At 53.3% G+C, this 16,553-nt stretch carries 13 protein-coding genes; 8 read left to right on the top strand and 5 right to left on the bottom strand.

Annotation, left to right across the window (positions count from 1 at the left end; genetic code table 11):
* Positions 1 to 62 precede the first annotated feature (62 nt).
* The 4 genes from B156_RS0118855 to B156_RS0118840 all read left to right on the top strand — a co-directional run bounded on the left by B156_RS0118855 (position 63) and on the right by B156_RS0118840 (position 4,078).
* Positions 63 to 1,523 (top strand): SusD/RagB family nutrient-binding outer membrane lipoprotein, encoded by a 1,461-nt coding sequence (locus B156_RS0118855; RefSeq protein WP_018621335.1) that lies wholly within the window; start codon positions 63 to 65, stop codon positions 1,521 to 1,523.
* Between the two features lie 102 nt (positions 1,524 to 1,625).
* Positions 1,626 to 2,099, top strand: a complete 474-nt coding sequence (locus tag B156_RS0118850) for a hypothetical protein (protein ID WP_018621334.1) — start codon at positions 1,626 to 1,628, stop codon at positions 2,097 to 2,099.
* A 131-nt stretch (positions 2,100 to 2,230) separates the two neighbouring features.
* Positions 2,231 to 3,388 (top strand): pyridoxal phosphate-dependent aminotransferase, encoded by a 1,158-nt coding sequence (locus B156_RS0118845; RefSeq protein WP_018621333.1) that lies wholly within the window; start codon positions 2,231 to 2,233, stop codon positions 3,386 to 3,388.
* Positions 3,389 to 3,550: 162 nt separating this feature from the next.
* Positions 3,551 to 4,078: a DinB family protein gene (locus B156_RS0118840; protein WP_018621332.1), complete on the top strand. Its 528-nt coding sequence runs from the start codon at positions 3,551 to 3,553 to the stop codon at positions 4,076 to 4,078.
* Between the two features lie 196 nt (positions 4,079 to 4,274).
* Here B156_RS0118840 and B156_RS0118835 read toward each other — a convergent pair whose 3' ends face one another.
* Positions 4,275 to 4,565, bottom strand: a complete 291-nt coding sequence (locus tag B156_RS0118835) for a hypothetical protein (protein WP_018621331.1) — start codon at positions 4,563 to 4,565, stop codon at positions 4,275 to 4,277.
* A gap of 334 nt (positions 4,566 to 4,899) precedes the next feature.
* On the opposite strand from B156_RS0118835, the gene B156_RS0118830 reads away from it, so the two are divergent.
* From B156_RS0118830 to B156_RS0118810, 4 genes are all read left to right on the top strand, one after another.
* Entirely contained in the window at positions 4,900 to 5,562 is a 663-nt protein-coding gene (locus tag B156_RS0118830; RefSeq protein WP_026260912.1) for a porin family protein, read from the top strand.
* Positions 5,563 to 5,671: 109 nt separating this feature from the next.
* On the top strand, positions 5,672 to 8,683 hold the full coding sequence (locus B156_RS0118820) for a serine hydrolase domain-containing protein (RefSeq protein WP_026260911.1): 3,012 nt from the start codon (positions 5,672 to 5,674) through the stop codon (positions 8,681 to 8,683).
* Entirely contained in the window at positions 8,680 to 9,135 is a 456-nt protein-coding gene (locus tag B156_RS0118815; RefSeq protein ID WP_018621328.1) for a DinB family protein, read from the top strand. The genes B156_RS0118820 and B156_RS0118815 overlap by 4 nt, the downstream gene beginning before the upstream one ends.
* A gap of 64 nt (positions 9,136 to 9,199) precedes the next feature.
* On the top strand, positions 9,200 to 9,730 hold the full coding sequence (locus B156_RS0118810) for a DUF4468 domain-containing protein (RefSeq protein WP_018621327.1): 531 nt from the start codon (positions 9,200 to 9,202) through the stop codon (positions 9,728 to 9,730).
* A 1-nt stretch (position 9,731) separates the two neighbouring features.
* Here B156_RS0118810 and B156_RS0118805 read toward each other — a convergent pair whose 3' ends face one another.
* The 4 genes from B156_RS0118805 to B156_RS0118790 all read right to left on the bottom strand — a co-directional run bounded on the left by B156_RS0118805 (position 9,732) and on the right by B156_RS0118790 (position 16,385).
* A complete protein-coding gene (locus tag B156_RS0118805) occupies positions 9,732 to 10,394 on the bottom strand; it encodes an endonuclease III domain-containing protein (RefSeq protein ID WP_018621326.1) in 663 nt (220 codons plus the stop codon).
* A 115-nt stretch (positions 10,395 to 10,509) separates the two neighbouring features.
* Positions 10,510 to 11,811 (bottom strand): OmpA family protein, encoded by a 1,302-nt coding sequence (locus tag B156_RS0118800; RefSeq protein ID WP_018621325.1) that lies wholly within the window; start codon positions 11,809 to 11,811, stop codon positions 10,510 to 10,512.
* Between the two features lie 117 nt (positions 11,812 to 11,928).
* Complete coding sequence (locus B156_RS0118795; protein WP_018621324.1) at positions 11,929 to 13,305, bottom strand: RagB/SusD family nutrient uptake outer membrane protein; 1,377 nt, start codon at positions 13,303 to 13,305, stop codon at positions 11,929 to 11,931.
* Positions 13,306 to 13,325: 20 nt separating this feature from the next.
* Entirely contained in the window at positions 13,326 to 16,385 is a 3,060-nt protein-coding gene (locus B156_RS0118790; RefSeq protein WP_018621323.1) for a SusC/RagA family TonB-linked outer membrane protein, read from the bottom strand.
* Between the last annotated feature and the right edge of the window lie 168 nt (positions 16,386 to 16,553).

Genomic DNA, 16,553 nt, shown 5'->3' with positions numbered 1-16,553 from the left:
TCGGTTTGTGGTGAGCTGATTCGATAGCTCACCATAAACCGAAACCCATAAACCGAAATACAATGAAACGAATCCTCTTACTTCTCATAACCACGTTGCTCACAGCCGGCTCCTGCACGAAGGATTTCGACACGATGAACGTGGACCCTAATAACCCCACGGCCGTTGGCCCGCAGTACCTGCTGCCCTACGCGCTTGAAGCCTCCATTGACCGATACTGGGGCAGCAACATCCGTTTTGAACGACTTAATCTGGATGGAGCCATGCTCTGGATGCAGTACCTGAGCCGGAACATCTACTCCAACGAAGGCGACAACTACGGCATTTCGGTGGCGTTGTACAACAACAACTGGAAAGGTTTCTACAACGATGGGCTGGTCAATTTTCAGCGTATCGTTACGCTCTCGCAGCCGGGTGGCAAGTTCGCCAACACTAACTACGAGGGCATTGGCATCGTGATGCGCACCTGGGTGTACTCCCTCCTGACGGACGTGTACGGGGCCGTACCCTATTCCGAAGCCATCAAAGGAACCGCCGAGGCCCCTGTTTATACACCCGGCTACGATGCCATGGAGCAGGTATACGCCGGTATGCTGGCCGACCTCAAAACCGCCAACGAGAAGCTGAGTACAACCGGCCCGGCTGTAGCCGGTGATATTGTGTACAACGGGGACATCCTGAAATGGAAAAAGTTTGCCAATTCACTGCGGCTGCGGCTGGCGAACCGGCAGGCGGCCAAAAAATCGGCGGAGTCGAAAGCCATCATGGCCGAAATTCTGGGCGATGCCACGAAGTACCCCATCTTCACCAGTAACGCCGACAATGCAACCCTGAAACACACCGCCACGCGCCCCAGTAACAATGAATGGAACGAGGTAATGGTGTTTGGCAGTCGCACCGACTGGAACATCAGCAAGACCCTGGCCGACAAGCTCAACACCCTGGGCGATGCCCGGATTACGGTATACGCCCAGCCTAACAAGGAAGGAAAATACATAGGGCATGCCAATGGACTGCCGGATGCCATTGCCACCACCTACCTGGCCACCAGTTCGATGCTGGGGACGTATTTCACCCAAACCACGACGCCCAGTGTGCTGATGACCTTCGCGGAACTCAACCTGACGCTGGCCGAAGCCGCTTTTGATGGCGACATAGCGGGCGATGCGCAGGCGTACCTTACGAAAGGTATGGCTGCTTCCTTTGACCAGTATGGCCTGAAAATTACGGATGCGTACCTCGCCACGGTGGGGAAGGCCACGAAAGAGACCATCATGGAGCAGAAGTGGATTGCCCTCTTTGGGCAGGGCATCGAAGCCTGGACCGAGTACCGCCGGACGGGGCTCCCCGTACTGCCACCGAAAGACCCACGCGCCATTTTCGAGAACGACGGGGTGTTGCCCACCCGCATCAAATACCCCACCTCCGAGTACTCGCTCAACGAAGCAAATGTGCGGAAGGGCGTCACCGTCAACGGGGGTGATGACAGCATGAAAACCAAACTCTGGTGGGCGGAGAAATAACTGGTTGATGGTTTACAGTTCAACAGTAAATCATAACACGCATACAGAACTGGACAAAAACATCAAACGACAGACATCAAACAAATTCTGAACTTATCAATCATGAAACATACCCTGATCATCAGCGTCCTGCTGGGAGCCGCGAGCCTGGTGGGCTGCACCAAAGTAGACGACCCGTTCGTGGACCGCGTGGTGGCACCGGTACTGGTCATCATCGACAATGCAACCGGCGACGGGGGCGGGTCAACGGGCGAGCCGGTAGTGTCGCAAAAAGTAAGTGGACCGGTTACGCTGGCTGTTCGGATTTACGAACTCGATAAGGCTGGCATCCTGAACAACAAGGTTGGTATCGACTCCCTGCCCGTAGCCTCGCTGGCTCTGAAGCTAAGCACACGGGCCGGTACGCCCCTCGGCGAGTTGAAGACGGATGCCACCGGCAAAGCAAGTATCGCCAAAACCTGGGCCGAACTGGGCATTGCCGCCCCCGCAGCGGGGAGCAGTGTGCAACTGACCTGGACCGGCGAATACAAAGGGCAGGCCTTCTCGCGCCTGTCGCGGGTACAGGCAATCAACTGATTGCATTTACTTTTTGTCATTTCGACGCAGGAGAAATCTCAACTTCGTGTATAGGGTTTCTCCTGCGTCGAAATGACAAAAAAATAGATTTATCATACATTTTTCATTCTCCATTTTTCATTAAAAAAACCATGCAACTCAACCGTCGCAACTGGCTCAAGAACAGCCTGATGATGAGTGCCGGAGCCGTAGCGGCCCCTGCCCTATTACCCGCCAATGCCTATTGCGAACCCTGGCTCGACACGCCGGAAACCATGCCGATGATGCCCCCGAAAGGTGGCATACTGAGAGCGCGGCTGTCGGCTAATGAAAATCCGTACGGCCCGTCGCCGAAGGCACTGAAAGCCATCTCGGAAGCCGCTTCCGATGGGTATCTCTACCCATTCAGTTACGGAGCACAGCTTCGTAAAATGATTGCGGAGCAGGAAGGAGTAGCCGAGGAGCAGATTCTGCTGGCTCCCGGTTCAGGGTCGCTGCTAGTGGCGGCTGCCATGTACTACAGCAATGCCAAGCCGGGTGGTACGATCATTTCGGCCGACCCGACCTACGACCAACTCATGCGGGCCGCCACCATGCACGGTGCCAAGTGGGACAAAGTACCCCTTACGGCTGGTGACTACGATCATAATCTGGCCGAAATGGAAAAGCGCGTGGGCGACAATACGAGCCTGATGTACGTCTGTAATCCCAACAACCCAACTGGTGTAACCATCGACCCGGTTGCGTTACGGGCCTTCGTCGACCGCGTTTCGGCCAAAAAGCCGGTCTTCGTGGATGAAGCTTACATTCACTACACCAGCGACCCGAAGAAGTTTTCGGTCATTGAGAATGTAAAAAAAGGGCAGGATGTGCTCGTGGCCCGCACCTTCTCAAAAATCTATGGCATGGCTGGACTGCGACTGGGCTACCTGGTTGGGCAACCCGATACGCTGGCGGCTATCAGCAAGTGGGGCGGTGGCCCCGGCGGACTAACCATGACAACGCTGCGTGCGGCCCTTGCCTGCTATACAGACGATGAGTTTATCAAGTACTCGCTGGCCAAAGGGCTGGAATCGCGGGAGTTCCTGTACCAGACGCTGAAAACCAACGGTTATACCTACCTGCCCTCAGGCACCAACTTTGTGCTGTTCCCCATCCGGATAAAGGGTGAAGATTTCGTGACCCGCATGATGGATCAGGGCGTGAGCATCCGCCAGTGGAAATTCGACGGGCAGTACTGGTGCCGCGTGAGCCTGGGCACCATGCCCCAGATGCAGGCCTTTGCGGATGGGCTGAAAGTTATTTCGTAACCACTAGCACGTACTGTTTATTACCAAAGCCTGGGCGTTCTGTTCAGGCTTTGGCATTATGAGAGTATGGAAAATTGCCGTTCCCTAAAAACAGTCCTCATTACCGATACAGCCAATCCGGATTCTGCGTAGTTTCAGGCTTCTCCTTACCAAAATCGGTTTATGCCCCCACTCGATCAGCTCCTGCACGACGTAGCCACGGCCCGAACACGTTATATTGACGAAGTCAGTAAACTAAGCGAAGAACAGGCTCACAGGAAACCCACCCCCGATGGGTGGAGTGCCGTTGACAATACCGAGCACCTGTACTGGGCCGAACACGGCGGAATCTGGGGGATGTGGCGGGCCTTTCAGGCCAAACAGGCGGGTACGCCCATCTGGGAAGGGGAAAGGGTGCATCGGGGTTTACCCATCGAAACCATCATTGAGCGTACCTGGCAACCCAAAGAGCAAGTTCCGGCCATTGCTGCCCCCCGCATGGGCGGCCCTTCGGCCTTCTGGTTATCGGCTTTTGCCAGCCTGCAACAGCCACTCAGTGCGTTAGCCGCAACGCTGGCGAACGAAGACCTGGAAGCGATTATTCACCCGCACGTTCTGTCCGGCCCACTGGATATCCGGCAGCGATTCGAGTTCCTGCGTTTCCACATTGACCGACACCGGAATCAGGTACTGGCGCTGGGATTGGGGTAAATTGGGAAAGTCAACGCGGCTACGATCTGTGCCAGGCTGAAAATAGGAGCCGCTACCACCTCGAGTTCGTTTGCTTTCACAAGTAGCTCCCGCAACACTAGCCAGGATCGTTTCGCTGGAACTCCCGCGGTCCTGCCACCAGGTAACATGGCCTCCGGAACCGGTTCCATACGTTTCGGCTTCCCTCTTTCGCTGATCAACTTCCGGCGAAGGGTGATCCGAATATACCGACGGCAAGTTCTATCCAAATGAGGATGAGGGCTATCAGGATTGCCCCACAGATAGCGATTCGGTACTCAGTCCTGCTTACTTTTCTTATTACAAGTTCACACATAAAACCGGTACCAAGCAGTAGGACACCCATAACGACAAAATCGGCCAGGGTCCAGTTCACTTCATCCGTAAACTGCATCGCCAGTAACGGGATGAGCAATATACATACCACGGTAAGCACAATGCCAAAAAGTCGTCTGTTCTGAGTAATCATGATTGCTTTGTTCTATAGTGATTAATTCACGATTCAAAGCTACTAAAAAGTACTTTGCATTTCAAAGTAAAAGAAAAAATTAATGTGAGAATCTTTTCAGATTAACCCGGGACGCACTTGAAAGCACCCATTGATAGGTTAGCAGGTACGTTTACGTATAGGTAACAATACTCCATTCATTACAGGCGCTAATGCTTATATACGCGTCGATTTGCACCCGCTACCCACCCCGTTTTCGGTAATCAACCCATTTTTTTATCACTACAGGATAACTTCTTTGTAACATTTGCGAAACATTGGGCGTTACTCCCGAATATTAACTATTAATTTAATTATGTTTCGCCCAACTTTAGTACGCTCTACTTTCCTAGTATCCGTCCTCACGGTTTGCTCTCTGTCAGCAAGTTACGCCCAGCAGCGCTTCAGCGCGGGTCCGCGGGTAGGCTTGAATATGTCCACATTCGGCCGTGATGCACAAGGCTATATGTTGCGCCCCGGCGTAACAGCCGGTGCTTTTCTGATGTACAGTTCCCTAAACCATTTCGGTATATCGGGCGATGTTCTGTATTCGCAGATGGGGGGCAAATTCTCCCAGAACAACGAATCGTACAAACAACGGATCAATTACCTCGAAATTCCGGTAGCCCTGCGTTACTTCCTGACATTGAGCGGCAACTTCCGGCCGAACCTGTTTTTTGGTCCCTCCCTGGGTATCAAGCTCAACGCGAAAAGGACTGATAATGTCAAGCAAAGTGTTGCCTCACCTGATTTTAATAACAGTGCTCAGTTCAATGACCTGGATTTAGGCTTGATTGCTGGTTTTCAGCTTAATTTTAAAGGGTTGGCCGAACGGCAGCACTTTTTGATTGATGCCCGTTACCGCTACGGCCTGAGCGATATTACCATCGACCCAAACCAGAACATCAATAACTCAACCATCACTCTAACCCTGGGTTATAGCTTTGGGGTTGGCCCCGAGTACCGAAGCCGCCGATAGCAGGTAGCACAGTCATTCTAATTTTTCGTCCCCGGCATTATTTCTTTTGAGAAAGTGTCGGGGACTTTTTTTGTAATTTTGGCTTCTTCACGATTCACTTTCATCACTCATGCCCCATTACCGACCTGTTTTAATCGGTCTGCTCAGCGTTCTAATAGGGACAACGGCGTTCGCTCAATCCACTCCGCCTTCTTTTCTGCCACTCAATGCCCGTCAGGTCTGCTGGGTCGATTCGGTGTTTACCAACATGGCCCCCGACGACCGGATTGCCCAGTTGATTATGGTAGCAGGCTACTCTAACCGCAATGGGATGTACGAAGACTCGCTGGTCAGACTCATCCAGCGGCACAAAGTTGGTGGAGTGGTTATGTTTCAGGGGGGGCCGGTACGACAGGCGCAACTCACCAACCGGCTCCAGGCGGCTGCGTCCGTGCCGCTGCTGCTGGCCATGGATGCGGAGTGGGGGCTGGCCATGCGACTGGATAGCACGGTTCGTTACCCCTATCAGATGACCCTGGGTGCCATGCAGGGGGCAGCGTCCGATTCGCTGATTTACCGGATGGGTGCCAATCTGGCCCGGCAGGCCCGCCGGTTGGGGGTACACGTCAATTTTGCGCCGTCGGTGGATGTAAATAACAACCCGAATAATCCGGTTATCAACTTCCGGTCCTTTGGTGAGAACAAGTACAACGTGGCCCGAAAAGCCCTTGCCTACATGCGGGGCATGCAGGATAATAACCTCATCACCAGCCTTAAACACTTCCCCGGTCACGGCGATACGGGTACCGATTCGCACTATGACCTGCCCCTTATCAGCAAGAGCCGCGTAGAACTGGACTCCCTCGAACTGTATCCATTCCGGCAGCTCATCAATGCCGGCGCACTGGGCGTGATGATTGCCCACCTGAACATTCCCGCCCTCGATACTACCCGCAACCGGCCGTCGACGCTCTCCCCCGCCATTGTGACGAACCTGCTCAAGAACGAACTGGGTTTCCAGGGCCTGATTTTTTCGGATGCCATGAACATGAAGGGTGTCACGAAATATTTCCCGTCGGGTCAGGCCGACGAGCTGGGTATCGAAGCAGGGATGGACATCCTGGAATTCACGGAAAATGTACCGGCCGCTCTTACGCTCATCAAGCAGGCCGTTATCGACGGACGGGTTTCGCAGGCGTCTCTGGATGCCCGCTGCCTCAAGGTACTGCGGGCAAAAGCCTGGGTGGGCCTGGATCAGAACAAACCCATTGTGCTGGATAATCTGGTAAGTGACCTTAACGCCGTGCAGGATAACCTCCTTAACCGTAAACTCACCGAAGCCAGCCTGACCGTCCTGAAGAACGACAGGAACCTGCTACCGCTGCAACGGCTGGATACGCTCCGCATCGCATCCGTTGCGATTGAAAGCGACAAAGTAACCGCCTTCCAGCAAATGGCGGGAAATTACACTAAAGTCGACCACTTCCAACTGACTTCTCAAATGGCTGATTCGGCACTGGCGCAGGTACGGGATTCGTTGAAAAACTACAACCTGCTCCTGGTCGATGTACACTTGAGCAGCATCAGCCCCAGTGCGAAATACGGCTTAAAGGCCAAAACCGCCGGCCTGGTAAGCGAGCTGGTCGCCACCGGCAAAGCAGTGGTAACGGTGTTCGGGAATGTGTACGCACTGGACAAACTGACGTTTCCGATGGATACCATTCAGCCGAACCGCAACATTGAACAGGCGCGGGCGTTGATTATGCCTTATCAGCTCACCAGTTATACCGAAGAGTTAGCCGCCCAGTTAATATTCGGGGCCATTGGCGCGTCGGGGAAACTGCCCGTTACGGTCAACCAGTCGTTCCGGATGGGCGATGGACTTATCATCCAGCCAAACGGGCGACTTAAATACACCATCCCCGAAGAAGTGGGTATCGACAGCCGGTACCTGACCCGGCAGGTCGACTCGCTGGTGAACGTGGGACTGACCGCAAAGGCGTTTCCGGGTTGCGTGGTGCAGATGGCGAAAGACGGGAAGGTGATTTTTAAGAAAGCCTATGGCAAACTGACCTACGATTCCTCACTCGGCGCCGAACCCGATTCCGTTGCGCTGGACGATCTGTACGATATGGCTTCGGTCACGAAAGTGAGTGCGTCTGTACCGGCCCTGATGCGCCTGGTAGACGAAGGCAAGTTCAACCTGAACCGCACGATGGCCGATTACCTGCCATTTCTCAAAAAATCGAACAAGGCCAACCTGAACTGGCGCGATGTGCTGACGCACCAGGCTCAACTGAAAGCGTTTATTCCCTTCTGGGTAGAAACGAAAAATCCGGACGGCACCTTTAAACCCAAAACGTTCAAAGCGGAACGAACGGCCCGCTTCCCCATCGAGATAACTGATAGCCTGTACGAGTTTAGAGGGTATCCCAAAATCCTTTACGACCGGATAAAGGAGTCGCCCCTGAACGCCAAGAAAGAGTATGTTTACTCCGACCTGTCTTTTATTCTTTACCCGCTGGTGGTGAAACGATTGACGGGCGAAAACTTTGAGACATACCTCAAAACGACATTCTACGAACCGCTGGGAGCCAGCACGCTGACGTTCAATCCGCGCCGGTTTTATCCCCTTACCCGCATTGCGCCAACCGAATACGATTCACTGTTTCGCAAAACCCTCATCTGGGGGCGGGTGCACGACGAAGGTGCGGCTATGCTCGGTGGTTTATCGGGACACGCGGGCCTGTTTGGAACGGCCAACGACCTGATGAAGGTATACGAAATGTACCGGCAGAAGGGTAGTTACGGCGGGCAGCGGTATATTTCGGAACGGACCATAGCCGACTTTACGCGTTATCAGTTTCCCGAACTTGGCAACCGGCGCGGACTGGGTTTCGACAAACCCTCGTTCAAATACACCGGCAACGGCCCCCAATCGGCAACGCCAGCCAGCTATGGCCACTCCGGTTTTACGGGTACGTTCGTTTGGGTTGAACCCGACCCGGCCTATAACCTGACGTACGTATTTTTGTGCAACCGGGTGTACCCGACCCGGAATAACCCAACGATGGGCAATTTGAATACCCGCACCAACATTGTGGAAGCACTCTATCAGGCCACCAAACGCGGATTACCATGAAAGACTATCTGATACAGTTACTCGACTACGAACAGTGGGCCAACCTGCGGATTATCAATGCGCTGTCCTCCCAGCCCAACGCGCCCGAACGGGCTATTACCATCATGGGGCACGTTTTATCGGCTCAGCAGGTTTGGTACAGCCGGATGCGGCAGGAGTCGGCCATCCAGCCCATCTGGGAAGATATTCCGGTGAGCTGGATGATTGAAACCGCCGAGCGACAACATGATCAGGTGGTTAGCTACGTCAGGATTTTAACCATGGAAAAACTGAATCAATCCGTACACTATGTCAACTCCAAAGGTATGGCATACCAAAATACGCCGTTGGAGATACTCACCCATATGAGCCACCATGCGGCTTACCACCGGGGGCAAATTGTCCAGTTAATCAGACCGCTGCTGGCCGAAGCCCCGGTAACGGATTTTATCATCTGGCAACGGGGAGAATAATCAGTTGTCGCGTTGGTTTCCCAAATAGATACCCTTTCAGTGCAGTTTATCGACTATCATTTTTATGAAATACTTACTCATTCTTTCTCTCCTGTTTTCAACACCTGCCCTGGCGCAGGTACGCTTGCCAACCAATGAAGTGGGGCAGGTTCAGTACCAGGAAATTGTGCGGGTTCCAAATGCCAAGTTGCCCGCCCGGCAGTTGATGGAGCAGGTACGCACATGGGCCAGCAGTCACTACGCCGGCAACCCTACCACAGAGCAGCAGTTCGATCAGGAACACAATATCCTGTTCGTCAAATCATCCTTTTCCATCAATAAACAGCTTGTCCGGTACGTGCTCACTATTGAGCCCAAATACGGCCGCTACCGGGCTACCATTACCGAGCTAATCGTTGAAGGCAATGGATTGACGGTGCCGGTTCTGGCCAGTAGTGGAACGACCAGCGAAATAGCCAGGGCGACCGGTAGCAAAACGGCCGATCAGAAACTAGTCGAGCAGGCGGCTAACCAGCAAGCCGACTTATACAACCAGATCGATAAAGCCTGCCGGAATACACTGGCTAACCTGAAGCAGGCGCTGACGAAGGGGTAATTCAGCGGTGCCGTTCTACCCCTACCTGCTGGCACCAGGGCAACACCGGGCAGGTAGAACAGTGCGGTAGCGTGCCGGTACAGATGTGCTTACCAAATGGCATCAGCAGCCGGTTAATATCCGTCCACTGCTCTTTAGGCACCTGCACTTCCAACACCTTCAGCGTTTGTTCGGGCTGCTTGGTCTGCACATACCCCCAGCGGTTGACTACCCGATGCACGTGTACGTCCACGCTGATAGCCGCCTGCCCCGTCGCTACGCCCAATGCCAGGTTGGCGCACTTGGGACCAACCCCTTTCAATGAGGTCAGGGTAGCAAAATCAGCAGGGAGTTGTCCACCGAATTCAGTCATGATTCGCTCGGCAATGCCACGCATGGTATAGGCTTTCTGGTCGGGGTAGGTGGTGCCGTAGAGCAGTTGCGTCAGTGTCGGAATGTCGAGGGCCAGGAGTTGTTCGGGCGTTCGGGCCTGCTCGAATAGCCGTAACGATACCGGAATGGTCGTTTCGTCGAGCGTTCTGATCGAGACGATGCACGAAATCAGTTGCTCGAACAGGCTGTTGTACCCCCGCTCAAACAAATCGAACATAGCCGCTTTGGGATAAGGTCGGATAGCTTCTTCCACATGCGCCAGCACAGTGTTGAGGTCGAAGGGTTGTTTCATAAATGTTTGTGGTATTCGATCTTTGGTTTACGGTTTTGGTTTTTAGTTTACGGTGGGCTGATGTTAGTATTTATCCCACGTCAGCCCACCGTAAACTAAAAACCGTAAACTGGTTTTAAACTTTCACAATCACCATCTCTACCCGCCGGTTTTCGGAGCGTTCTTTCAGGGTTTTATTGGTGTTGATGGGCCGTGAAGGTCCGTAGCCAACGGTTTCGATGCGGTCAGTCCTGATGCCTTTGTTAACCAGGTAAGCCTTCACTTCATTAACCCGGTTGCGCGACAGTTCAACGTTTGCGTCGAATTCACCCACCGTGTCGGTATGCCCTTCCAGCCGGATGTTCATCGTTGGATTCTCCTGCATGAGCGTTACCAGCCGGTCCAGTTCCGGGAAGGATTCCGGTTTGAGATCGTACTTCGACACGTCGAAATAAATATTTTTCAGGGTTATTTTCTCCCCTGCTTCAATGGGTACCAGGTCGAAATTACGCGCCACGTCGGTACGGTTCGTCGCCAGGGTATCACTCTGGCTGAAATATCCTTTGGCCGAGGCCGTAACGGCGTAGACACCGCGCTTCTCGATGTCAATTTTGTAGTTCCCCGCCGGGCTGACGCTCCGTACAGAGTCGGCCGGATCATCCCCCGCCGATTCTGCCCCCGAAATGAGCCGGTAGGTTACGGTAGCTACAATGGGCTTCTTCGTTTTAGCATTTCGCGTTACGCCCTTTATAGCCACCGCTGTGGGCGCAGGTGCAACGGGTTCAGCGGATTTGGGTTCCGGTTCTGGTGAGCCTAAGCCCGGCGACGTACGGGGCGTGTACTTCGGCTGCGGAGTCTGGGGTTTTGGCTGCACCGGAACCGGTGTTTTCGGCGTTCGCTGTGCGTACGTATCTTTCTTTTTAGGATTGATGATATGTACGCCCCAGAAGTTAAAGCAAACGGTGCTCCTGGTGTCCCGGCATTCAAACAAATCAAAAACGGTATAGCCAGGATCTATCCGTTCAAAATAAGCGACAAAGTCTACCCGCTCACCGGGCTGAACGCTTCTCCTGGTTTCGGGCGGTATATTTTCTGCGCGTATAAATTTATACGAACGCTCGCCCTGATTGACGTACAGACGCGCAGAGGGCTGAAACCCAATATTACTACCTGTTATAATGCCCCGCCCATTGCCGTTAGGCATCGGAATTCGGAAGGGCCAGTCGCTGCCGGGTATGCCTTTTGTAGTACCAGGAGCCTCAAATTTCATATACACAATGGTATATTGCTCCGTTAGTTCAACGCGCTTGATGACTACGTCGCGGTCGTTGATATCATCGACACGCGGACTCTCGGTCGTGTACTGCACCTGCGCCCGCAGTCCCGACGCACCCAGTAGCAGTAGCAGACAAGTAAGTAATCGACGTTTCATGGTCATTTCCTGTTGTGGTTTCTACTCTATAAACGTTTGACCATGCCCGGTAGTTTAGGGTTTAATACAAACAAAATGCGCCCACCCTACTTTAGGGTGGGCGCATTTTGTTTGCCACTCTTTTTACAGGTAACCGCTATTCTGAGTCAGTGTGGGGTTGGTGGTTATCTCCCGTAGTGGAATCGGAAAAATTAGCTTCGGATCGTTGTACGCCAGTGTGCCCACATTGGATTTAGTCCGTTTCAGGTCGTGAATGTACGTTCCTTCAAAGGCCAGCTCGAGCCGACGTTCTTTCAATATATTCGCCAGGGTAAGCTGAGCCGCCGTCAGTGGAGCAGCCCCGGCACGGGCACGCACCAGGTTAATGTCATTCAGGGGTGTATCGCCCAGGGTTGTGCCCGCCCGGAAGTTGGCTTCGGCGCGGGTCAGGTACATTTCGGCCAGCCGAAGCACCTGAATGTTGCCGTACTGATTGATAAACTTAACCGTTCGGATCGCATCGACAGCATCGGTATACACCAAATCAGCCCGGCCATCGCCCGGTGAAAACTGATTGAGGAATGTCTCGGTCAGTTCGATATCACCACGCCCACCCACGTCCGATGAACCATAAAACGTGTTCAGATCATTGATGCCATCCTGATCGGTAGTCTGTATGGCAAAAATCGTTTCGGGAGTGTTAACCCCATTCTGCGATTCCCGCGTGTCGAACACATTGTCCAGTGGTACCAACTGATACGCTTTGCTGGAAATGACCGCATCAGCGGCTTTGGCTGCGTTTGGGTAGTCGGCTTTTTGCAGATACACCCGCGACAACTGCGCATTGGCGGCTCCTTTTGTGGCGAAGAACCCATTGGAAACCGGAAGTTTGGCTGCGGCATCGGTCAGGTCCTGAAGTACCTGCGTGTACACAGCCGCTACTGAGCTACGTGGCACGTTGGAATTGGCATCCAGTACAACCGTTGGTGTTGTCACAATCGGTACGCCGGGATTCGTGTTATTATCCCCATCACCCCAGGTTTTGCCGTACAGACGAACCAGTTCAAAATAGAGCGATCCCCGGATAAACTTGGCTTCCCCTTCAATGCGGGGCTGATCGGCCGCCAGGGCCAGACTTAGGTTAGCCAGCACCGTATTGCAGATATTGATGGTACGGTACGCATTGGTCCAGGTTGCATCAGCCTGATCGTTGTTTACCAGTATACGTTTAACGTAAATCTGCTGGGGACCCACAAATGTCCCCGTCCAGAGCACATCGCCCGTAGCCGGTGTGGTTCCCAGCAGTTCGGCATCGCGAATAAAACTACCGCCGTATAAGTTAACACCGCCCAGCCCATCGTAGGCACCCACCAGCAGGGCGTTTAAGTCGGCAGCCGTGCTGAGTGCCTGACTGGTAGCCACCGAGTTGACCGGCTTAATATCGAGTTGGCTGTTGCAGGCGGTCAGCCAGAGACCGACCGATAGGGCCAACGCCGTAGAAACTGATTTATAGCTTTTCATGATCTGTCTTTCGTCGTTGATTAAAAACCTATTTGAAGTCCACCAATGATAGTACGCGGTTGCGGAGCCGAATAGAAGTCAACCCCAATGTTGATTGGTCCCCTTACGCCCGTCACATACGCGTCGGAGTTTACTTCCGGGTCCCAGCCGGTGTACTTGGTAAAGGTGAGCAGGTTCTGGCCCGTCACGTAAACCCGAACCCGGTTCAGATGAATACTGCTCAGCAATGCTTTAGGCAGCGTATAACCCAGCGTAAAGGTTCGCAGGCGAACGTAATCCCCTTTTTGCAGATAGCGGGACGACTCCCCCGTACCGTTGCCACCCAACAGGCGGGCCTGTGGTACGTCAGTAACATCGCCCGGTTTTCGCCACCGGTTCAACTGATCGACCGACTGATTATCGAAGAAATCTCCGTTCGCCGACTGAAATTTACCCCCACCGTTGTAGATGTAATTCCCAAACTGACCATTGAATAACACGCTCAGATCAACACCCGCAAAGCTGAACGTATTAGTGATGCCGCCAATGAACTTGGGAGAGGGATTGCCCAGCGGCACGTACGCAGCACTGTTGTAGTCGTTGGTAGTGCCACGGTCGAGGCTACCATCCGTGTTGGTCGTATTTTTGTAGTAGAGCGCATCACCATTCTGCACATCAACACCCGCGTACTCCGGCCCGACAAACACACCCAGCGGCTGCCCTTCCTGCGCCCGGTTCAGAAAGCTCCCCGTAATGGTAGTGCCGCCGAGGTCGGTCACGATGTTTTTGTTATAGGCGATATTCAGCGAGGTTGTCCAGTTGAACGCGCCCGATATATTTCTGGAATTGAAAACGAACTCGAACCCTTTATTTTGCAGTTTACCCACGTTACGCAACTGCGTCCGGAAACCCGATGAACCTGGCACGTTCACGTTCAGCAGCAGCCCGCTGGTGTTCTTCTCGTAATAGTCCAGTTCGCCCGAAAAGCGATTTTCCAGGAAGCCAAATTCCAGTCCGATGTCGGTTTGCAGCGTTTTTTCCCAGGTCAGGTCCGGGTTCGGAATCTGCGAAGGAGCCTGTCCCGGTACCCCGGCATACCCCGCCGATGTAGCGGCATTGTTCGTAGCGGCATACAACGCCAGCGAACTGAAATCACCGATTTCGGCATTACCCGTCAGTCCGTAACTGGCCCGGATTTTCAGCAGGCTCAACGGCCCTGCGTTTTTCAGGAAGTCTTCTTCCGTCAGGATCCAGCCTGCCGAAACCGCCGGAAAAAAGCCGTATCGATTGTTCACCCCGAAGCGCGACGAACCGTCGATACGACCCGATGCACCGATCAGGTACCGGTTATTGAAGCGGTAATTCACCCGGGCAAAATAAGACAGGAAGCTATAGCTCGTTTCCGTTCCGGTACCCGCCGTAACCTTAGCCGCAGCCGTAAGTTGCTTGTAGGCATCACTCGGAAATTGCTGACCCGTTACCGAGTTAAAGTTCGCCCGTGACTCCTGGTACGACATTCCCAGGGTAGCGTCTACGTCGTGCTTTTCGGCAATGGTCCGCCCAAAAGAGAAGAAGTTGTTCGTGGTGTAGTTGGTCACCTGCCGGAAGCTGTTCGAACCCAGACCATTGGCGGCACCGGTGTTACGGGCAGTTTCGCGACCGTAATATTCTTCTTCCTGCTGGCTGAGCAAGTCCGTTCCGAACTCAGTCCGGAAAGACAAGCCCGGCATTAGTTTATAATCGGCATACACATTGCCGATTATACGATACACCCGTGCCTGGATAGCGGCAAAATCGCGGTTCAGCAGCGGGTTGTAATACAGGGTATAATCGCCACTGAGTTGATTCGTGCGCGGGTCAATGACGGGCGTTATGGGTGGCAGCGCCACAATCTGCAACGGTGTCGAGAAGGCGTTGTCGTTCGACACGCGGTCGTTTATCGAGTGTGACAGGTTCATATTCACGCCCAGGGTCAGCTTGTCCGTAGCACTGTGGTCCAGATTAACGCGGCCACTCAACCGGCGAAACCGGTTTTTAATTAAAATGCCACTCTGGTCGAAGTACTGCCCGGAGATAAAAAAACGGGTTTTAGCATCGCCCCCACGGGCACTCAGGTCATACTGTTGCGAAGGTGCTTTCTGGAAAGCTTCCTGCTGCCAGTCCGTGTTGTAGGTAGGGTTGGCACCCTGCCAGCCAGCGGCATCACCGGCTGCATAGCGGGTGAACCGGTTCGTTAGCGAGGTTTCCGAATAAACCGGAATCCCCAACGCATCCGAATTGGCCCGCGCTTCCTGAAACAACTCAACGTACTGCTGGGTATTGAGCCACTGCCGCAGGTGCGTAGGCGTACTGGCCCCAACCTGCACTCCGGCATCGAAGGTCGTTTTACCGGCCCGCCCTTTTTTGGTGGTGATGAGTACCACACCGTTTGAGGCCCGCGACCCGTAAATAGCCGATGATGCGGCATCCTTCAAAATCTCGAGCGACTCGATGTCGTTGGGATTCAAATCGGCAATGGGGTTGGTGGGAGCCGTTGTGGAAGACTGATCCGCCGAGGTGATGGGAATTCCGTCCACCACGTACAGCGGCTGGCTGCTAGCGGTCAGCGAGGCCGAACCGCGAACTTTTATCTGCAACCCCTGCCCTACTTTACCGTTTAGGGCCGTGATCTGCACCCCGGCCACTTTTCCCTGAAGGGCCTGCTCTACGCTGGGAACCGGAATATTTTCAATTTCCCGCGACCCCACCTTGGCAATATTACCCGTCAGGTTACGCTTCGACTGCGAACCGTATCCGGTTACAATCACCTCATCCAGCGAGCGGGAATCGTTACTCAGGACTACGTTTATTACCGACCGGTTTCCGACGGCTACTTCCTGAGTTGTTACCCCCACAAAGCTAAACACCAGTGTACCGATGTTGTCGGGCAATGTCAGGGTAAAGTTACCCTCCGCATCCGTTTGCGTTCCTTTGGTGGTGCCTTTGGCTACCACCGATGCCCCCGGTATAGGGCTTCCATCCTCGGCTGTAGTAACTTTCCCTGTCACCTGCCGTTCCTGTTGCCCTATGGCTATAGTGCAAAAAGCACTACCAAGAACCATAAGAAAAAGTAGTAGAAAACATTTCATTTGGTTGAATTAAGTTTTGATGAAAAACAAAAATAAAGCTTAATGTTTGGTTAAGAGAGTTATCAACCATATAGTTATATAAATTCTACTTTTTAATCAAAAAAGAAATATCATATGAATAGTACCGGTTTCCTGTATAAA

The organism is Spirosoma luteum DSM 19990, from assembly GCF_000374065.1.
Taxonomy (GTDB): domain Bacteria; phylum Bacteroidota; class Bacteroidia; order Cytophagales; family Spirosomataceae; genus Spirosoma; species Spirosoma luteum.
Note: the sequence above shows the minus strand (reverse complement) of the source record. Positions and strands in the feature narration are given on the sequence as shown.

What these genes read in the sequence shown, in the direction of transcription:
- B156_RS0118855 (WP_018621335.1), top strand. Translation starts at nt 63, where the DNA reads ATGAAACGAATCCTCTTACTTCTCATAACCACGTTGCTCACAGCCGGC.
- B156_RS0118850 (WP_018621334.1), top strand. Translation starts at nt 1,626, where the DNA reads ATGAAACATACCCTGATCATCAGCGTCCTGCTGGGAGCCGCGAGCCTG.
- B156_RS0118845 (WP_018621333.1), top strand. Translation starts at nt 2,231, where the DNA reads ATGCAACTCAACCGTCGCAACTGGCTCAAGAACAGCCTGATGATGAGT.
- B156_RS0118840 (WP_018621332.1), top strand. Translation starts at nt 3,551, where the DNA reads ATGCCCCCACTCGATCAGCTCCTGCACGACGTAGCCACGGCCCGAACA.
- B156_RS0118835 (WP_018621331.1), bottom strand. Translation starts at nt 4,565, where the DNA reads ATGATTACTCAGAACAGACGACTTTTTGGCATTGTGCTTACCGTGGTA.
- B156_RS0118830 (WP_026260912.1), top strand. Translation starts at nt 4,900, where the DNA reads ATGTTTCGCCCAACTTTAGTACGCTCTACTTTCCTAGTATCCGTCCTC.
- B156_RS0118820 (WP_026260911.1), top strand. Translation starts at nt 5,672, where the DNA reads ATGCCCCATTACCGACCTGTTTTAATCGGTCTGCTCAGCGTTCTAATA.
- B156_RS0118815 (WP_018621328.1), top strand. Translation starts at nt 8,680, where the DNA reads ATGAAAGACTATCTGATACAGTTACTCGACTACGAACAGTGGGCCAAC.
- B156_RS0118810 (WP_018621327.1), top strand. Translation starts at nt 9,200, where the DNA reads ATGAAATACTTACTCATTCTTTCTCTCCTGTTTTCAACACCTGCCCTG.
- B156_RS0118805 (WP_018621326.1), bottom strand. Translation starts at nt 10,394, where the DNA reads ATGAAACAACCCTTCGACCTCAACACTGTGCTGGCGCATGTGGAAGAA.
- B156_RS0118800 (WP_018621325.1), bottom strand. Translation starts at nt 11,811, where the DNA reads ATGACCATGAAACGTCGATTACTTACTTGTCTGCTACTGCTACTGGGT.
- B156_RS0118795 (WP_018621324.1), bottom strand. Translation starts at nt 13,305, where the DNA reads ATGAAAAGCTATAAATCAGTTTCTACGGCGTTGGCCCTATCGGTCGGT.
- B156_RS0118790 (WP_018621323.1), bottom strand. Translation starts at nt 16,385, where the DNA reads ATGGTTCTTGGTAGTGCTTTTTGCACTATAGCCATAGGGCAACAGGAA.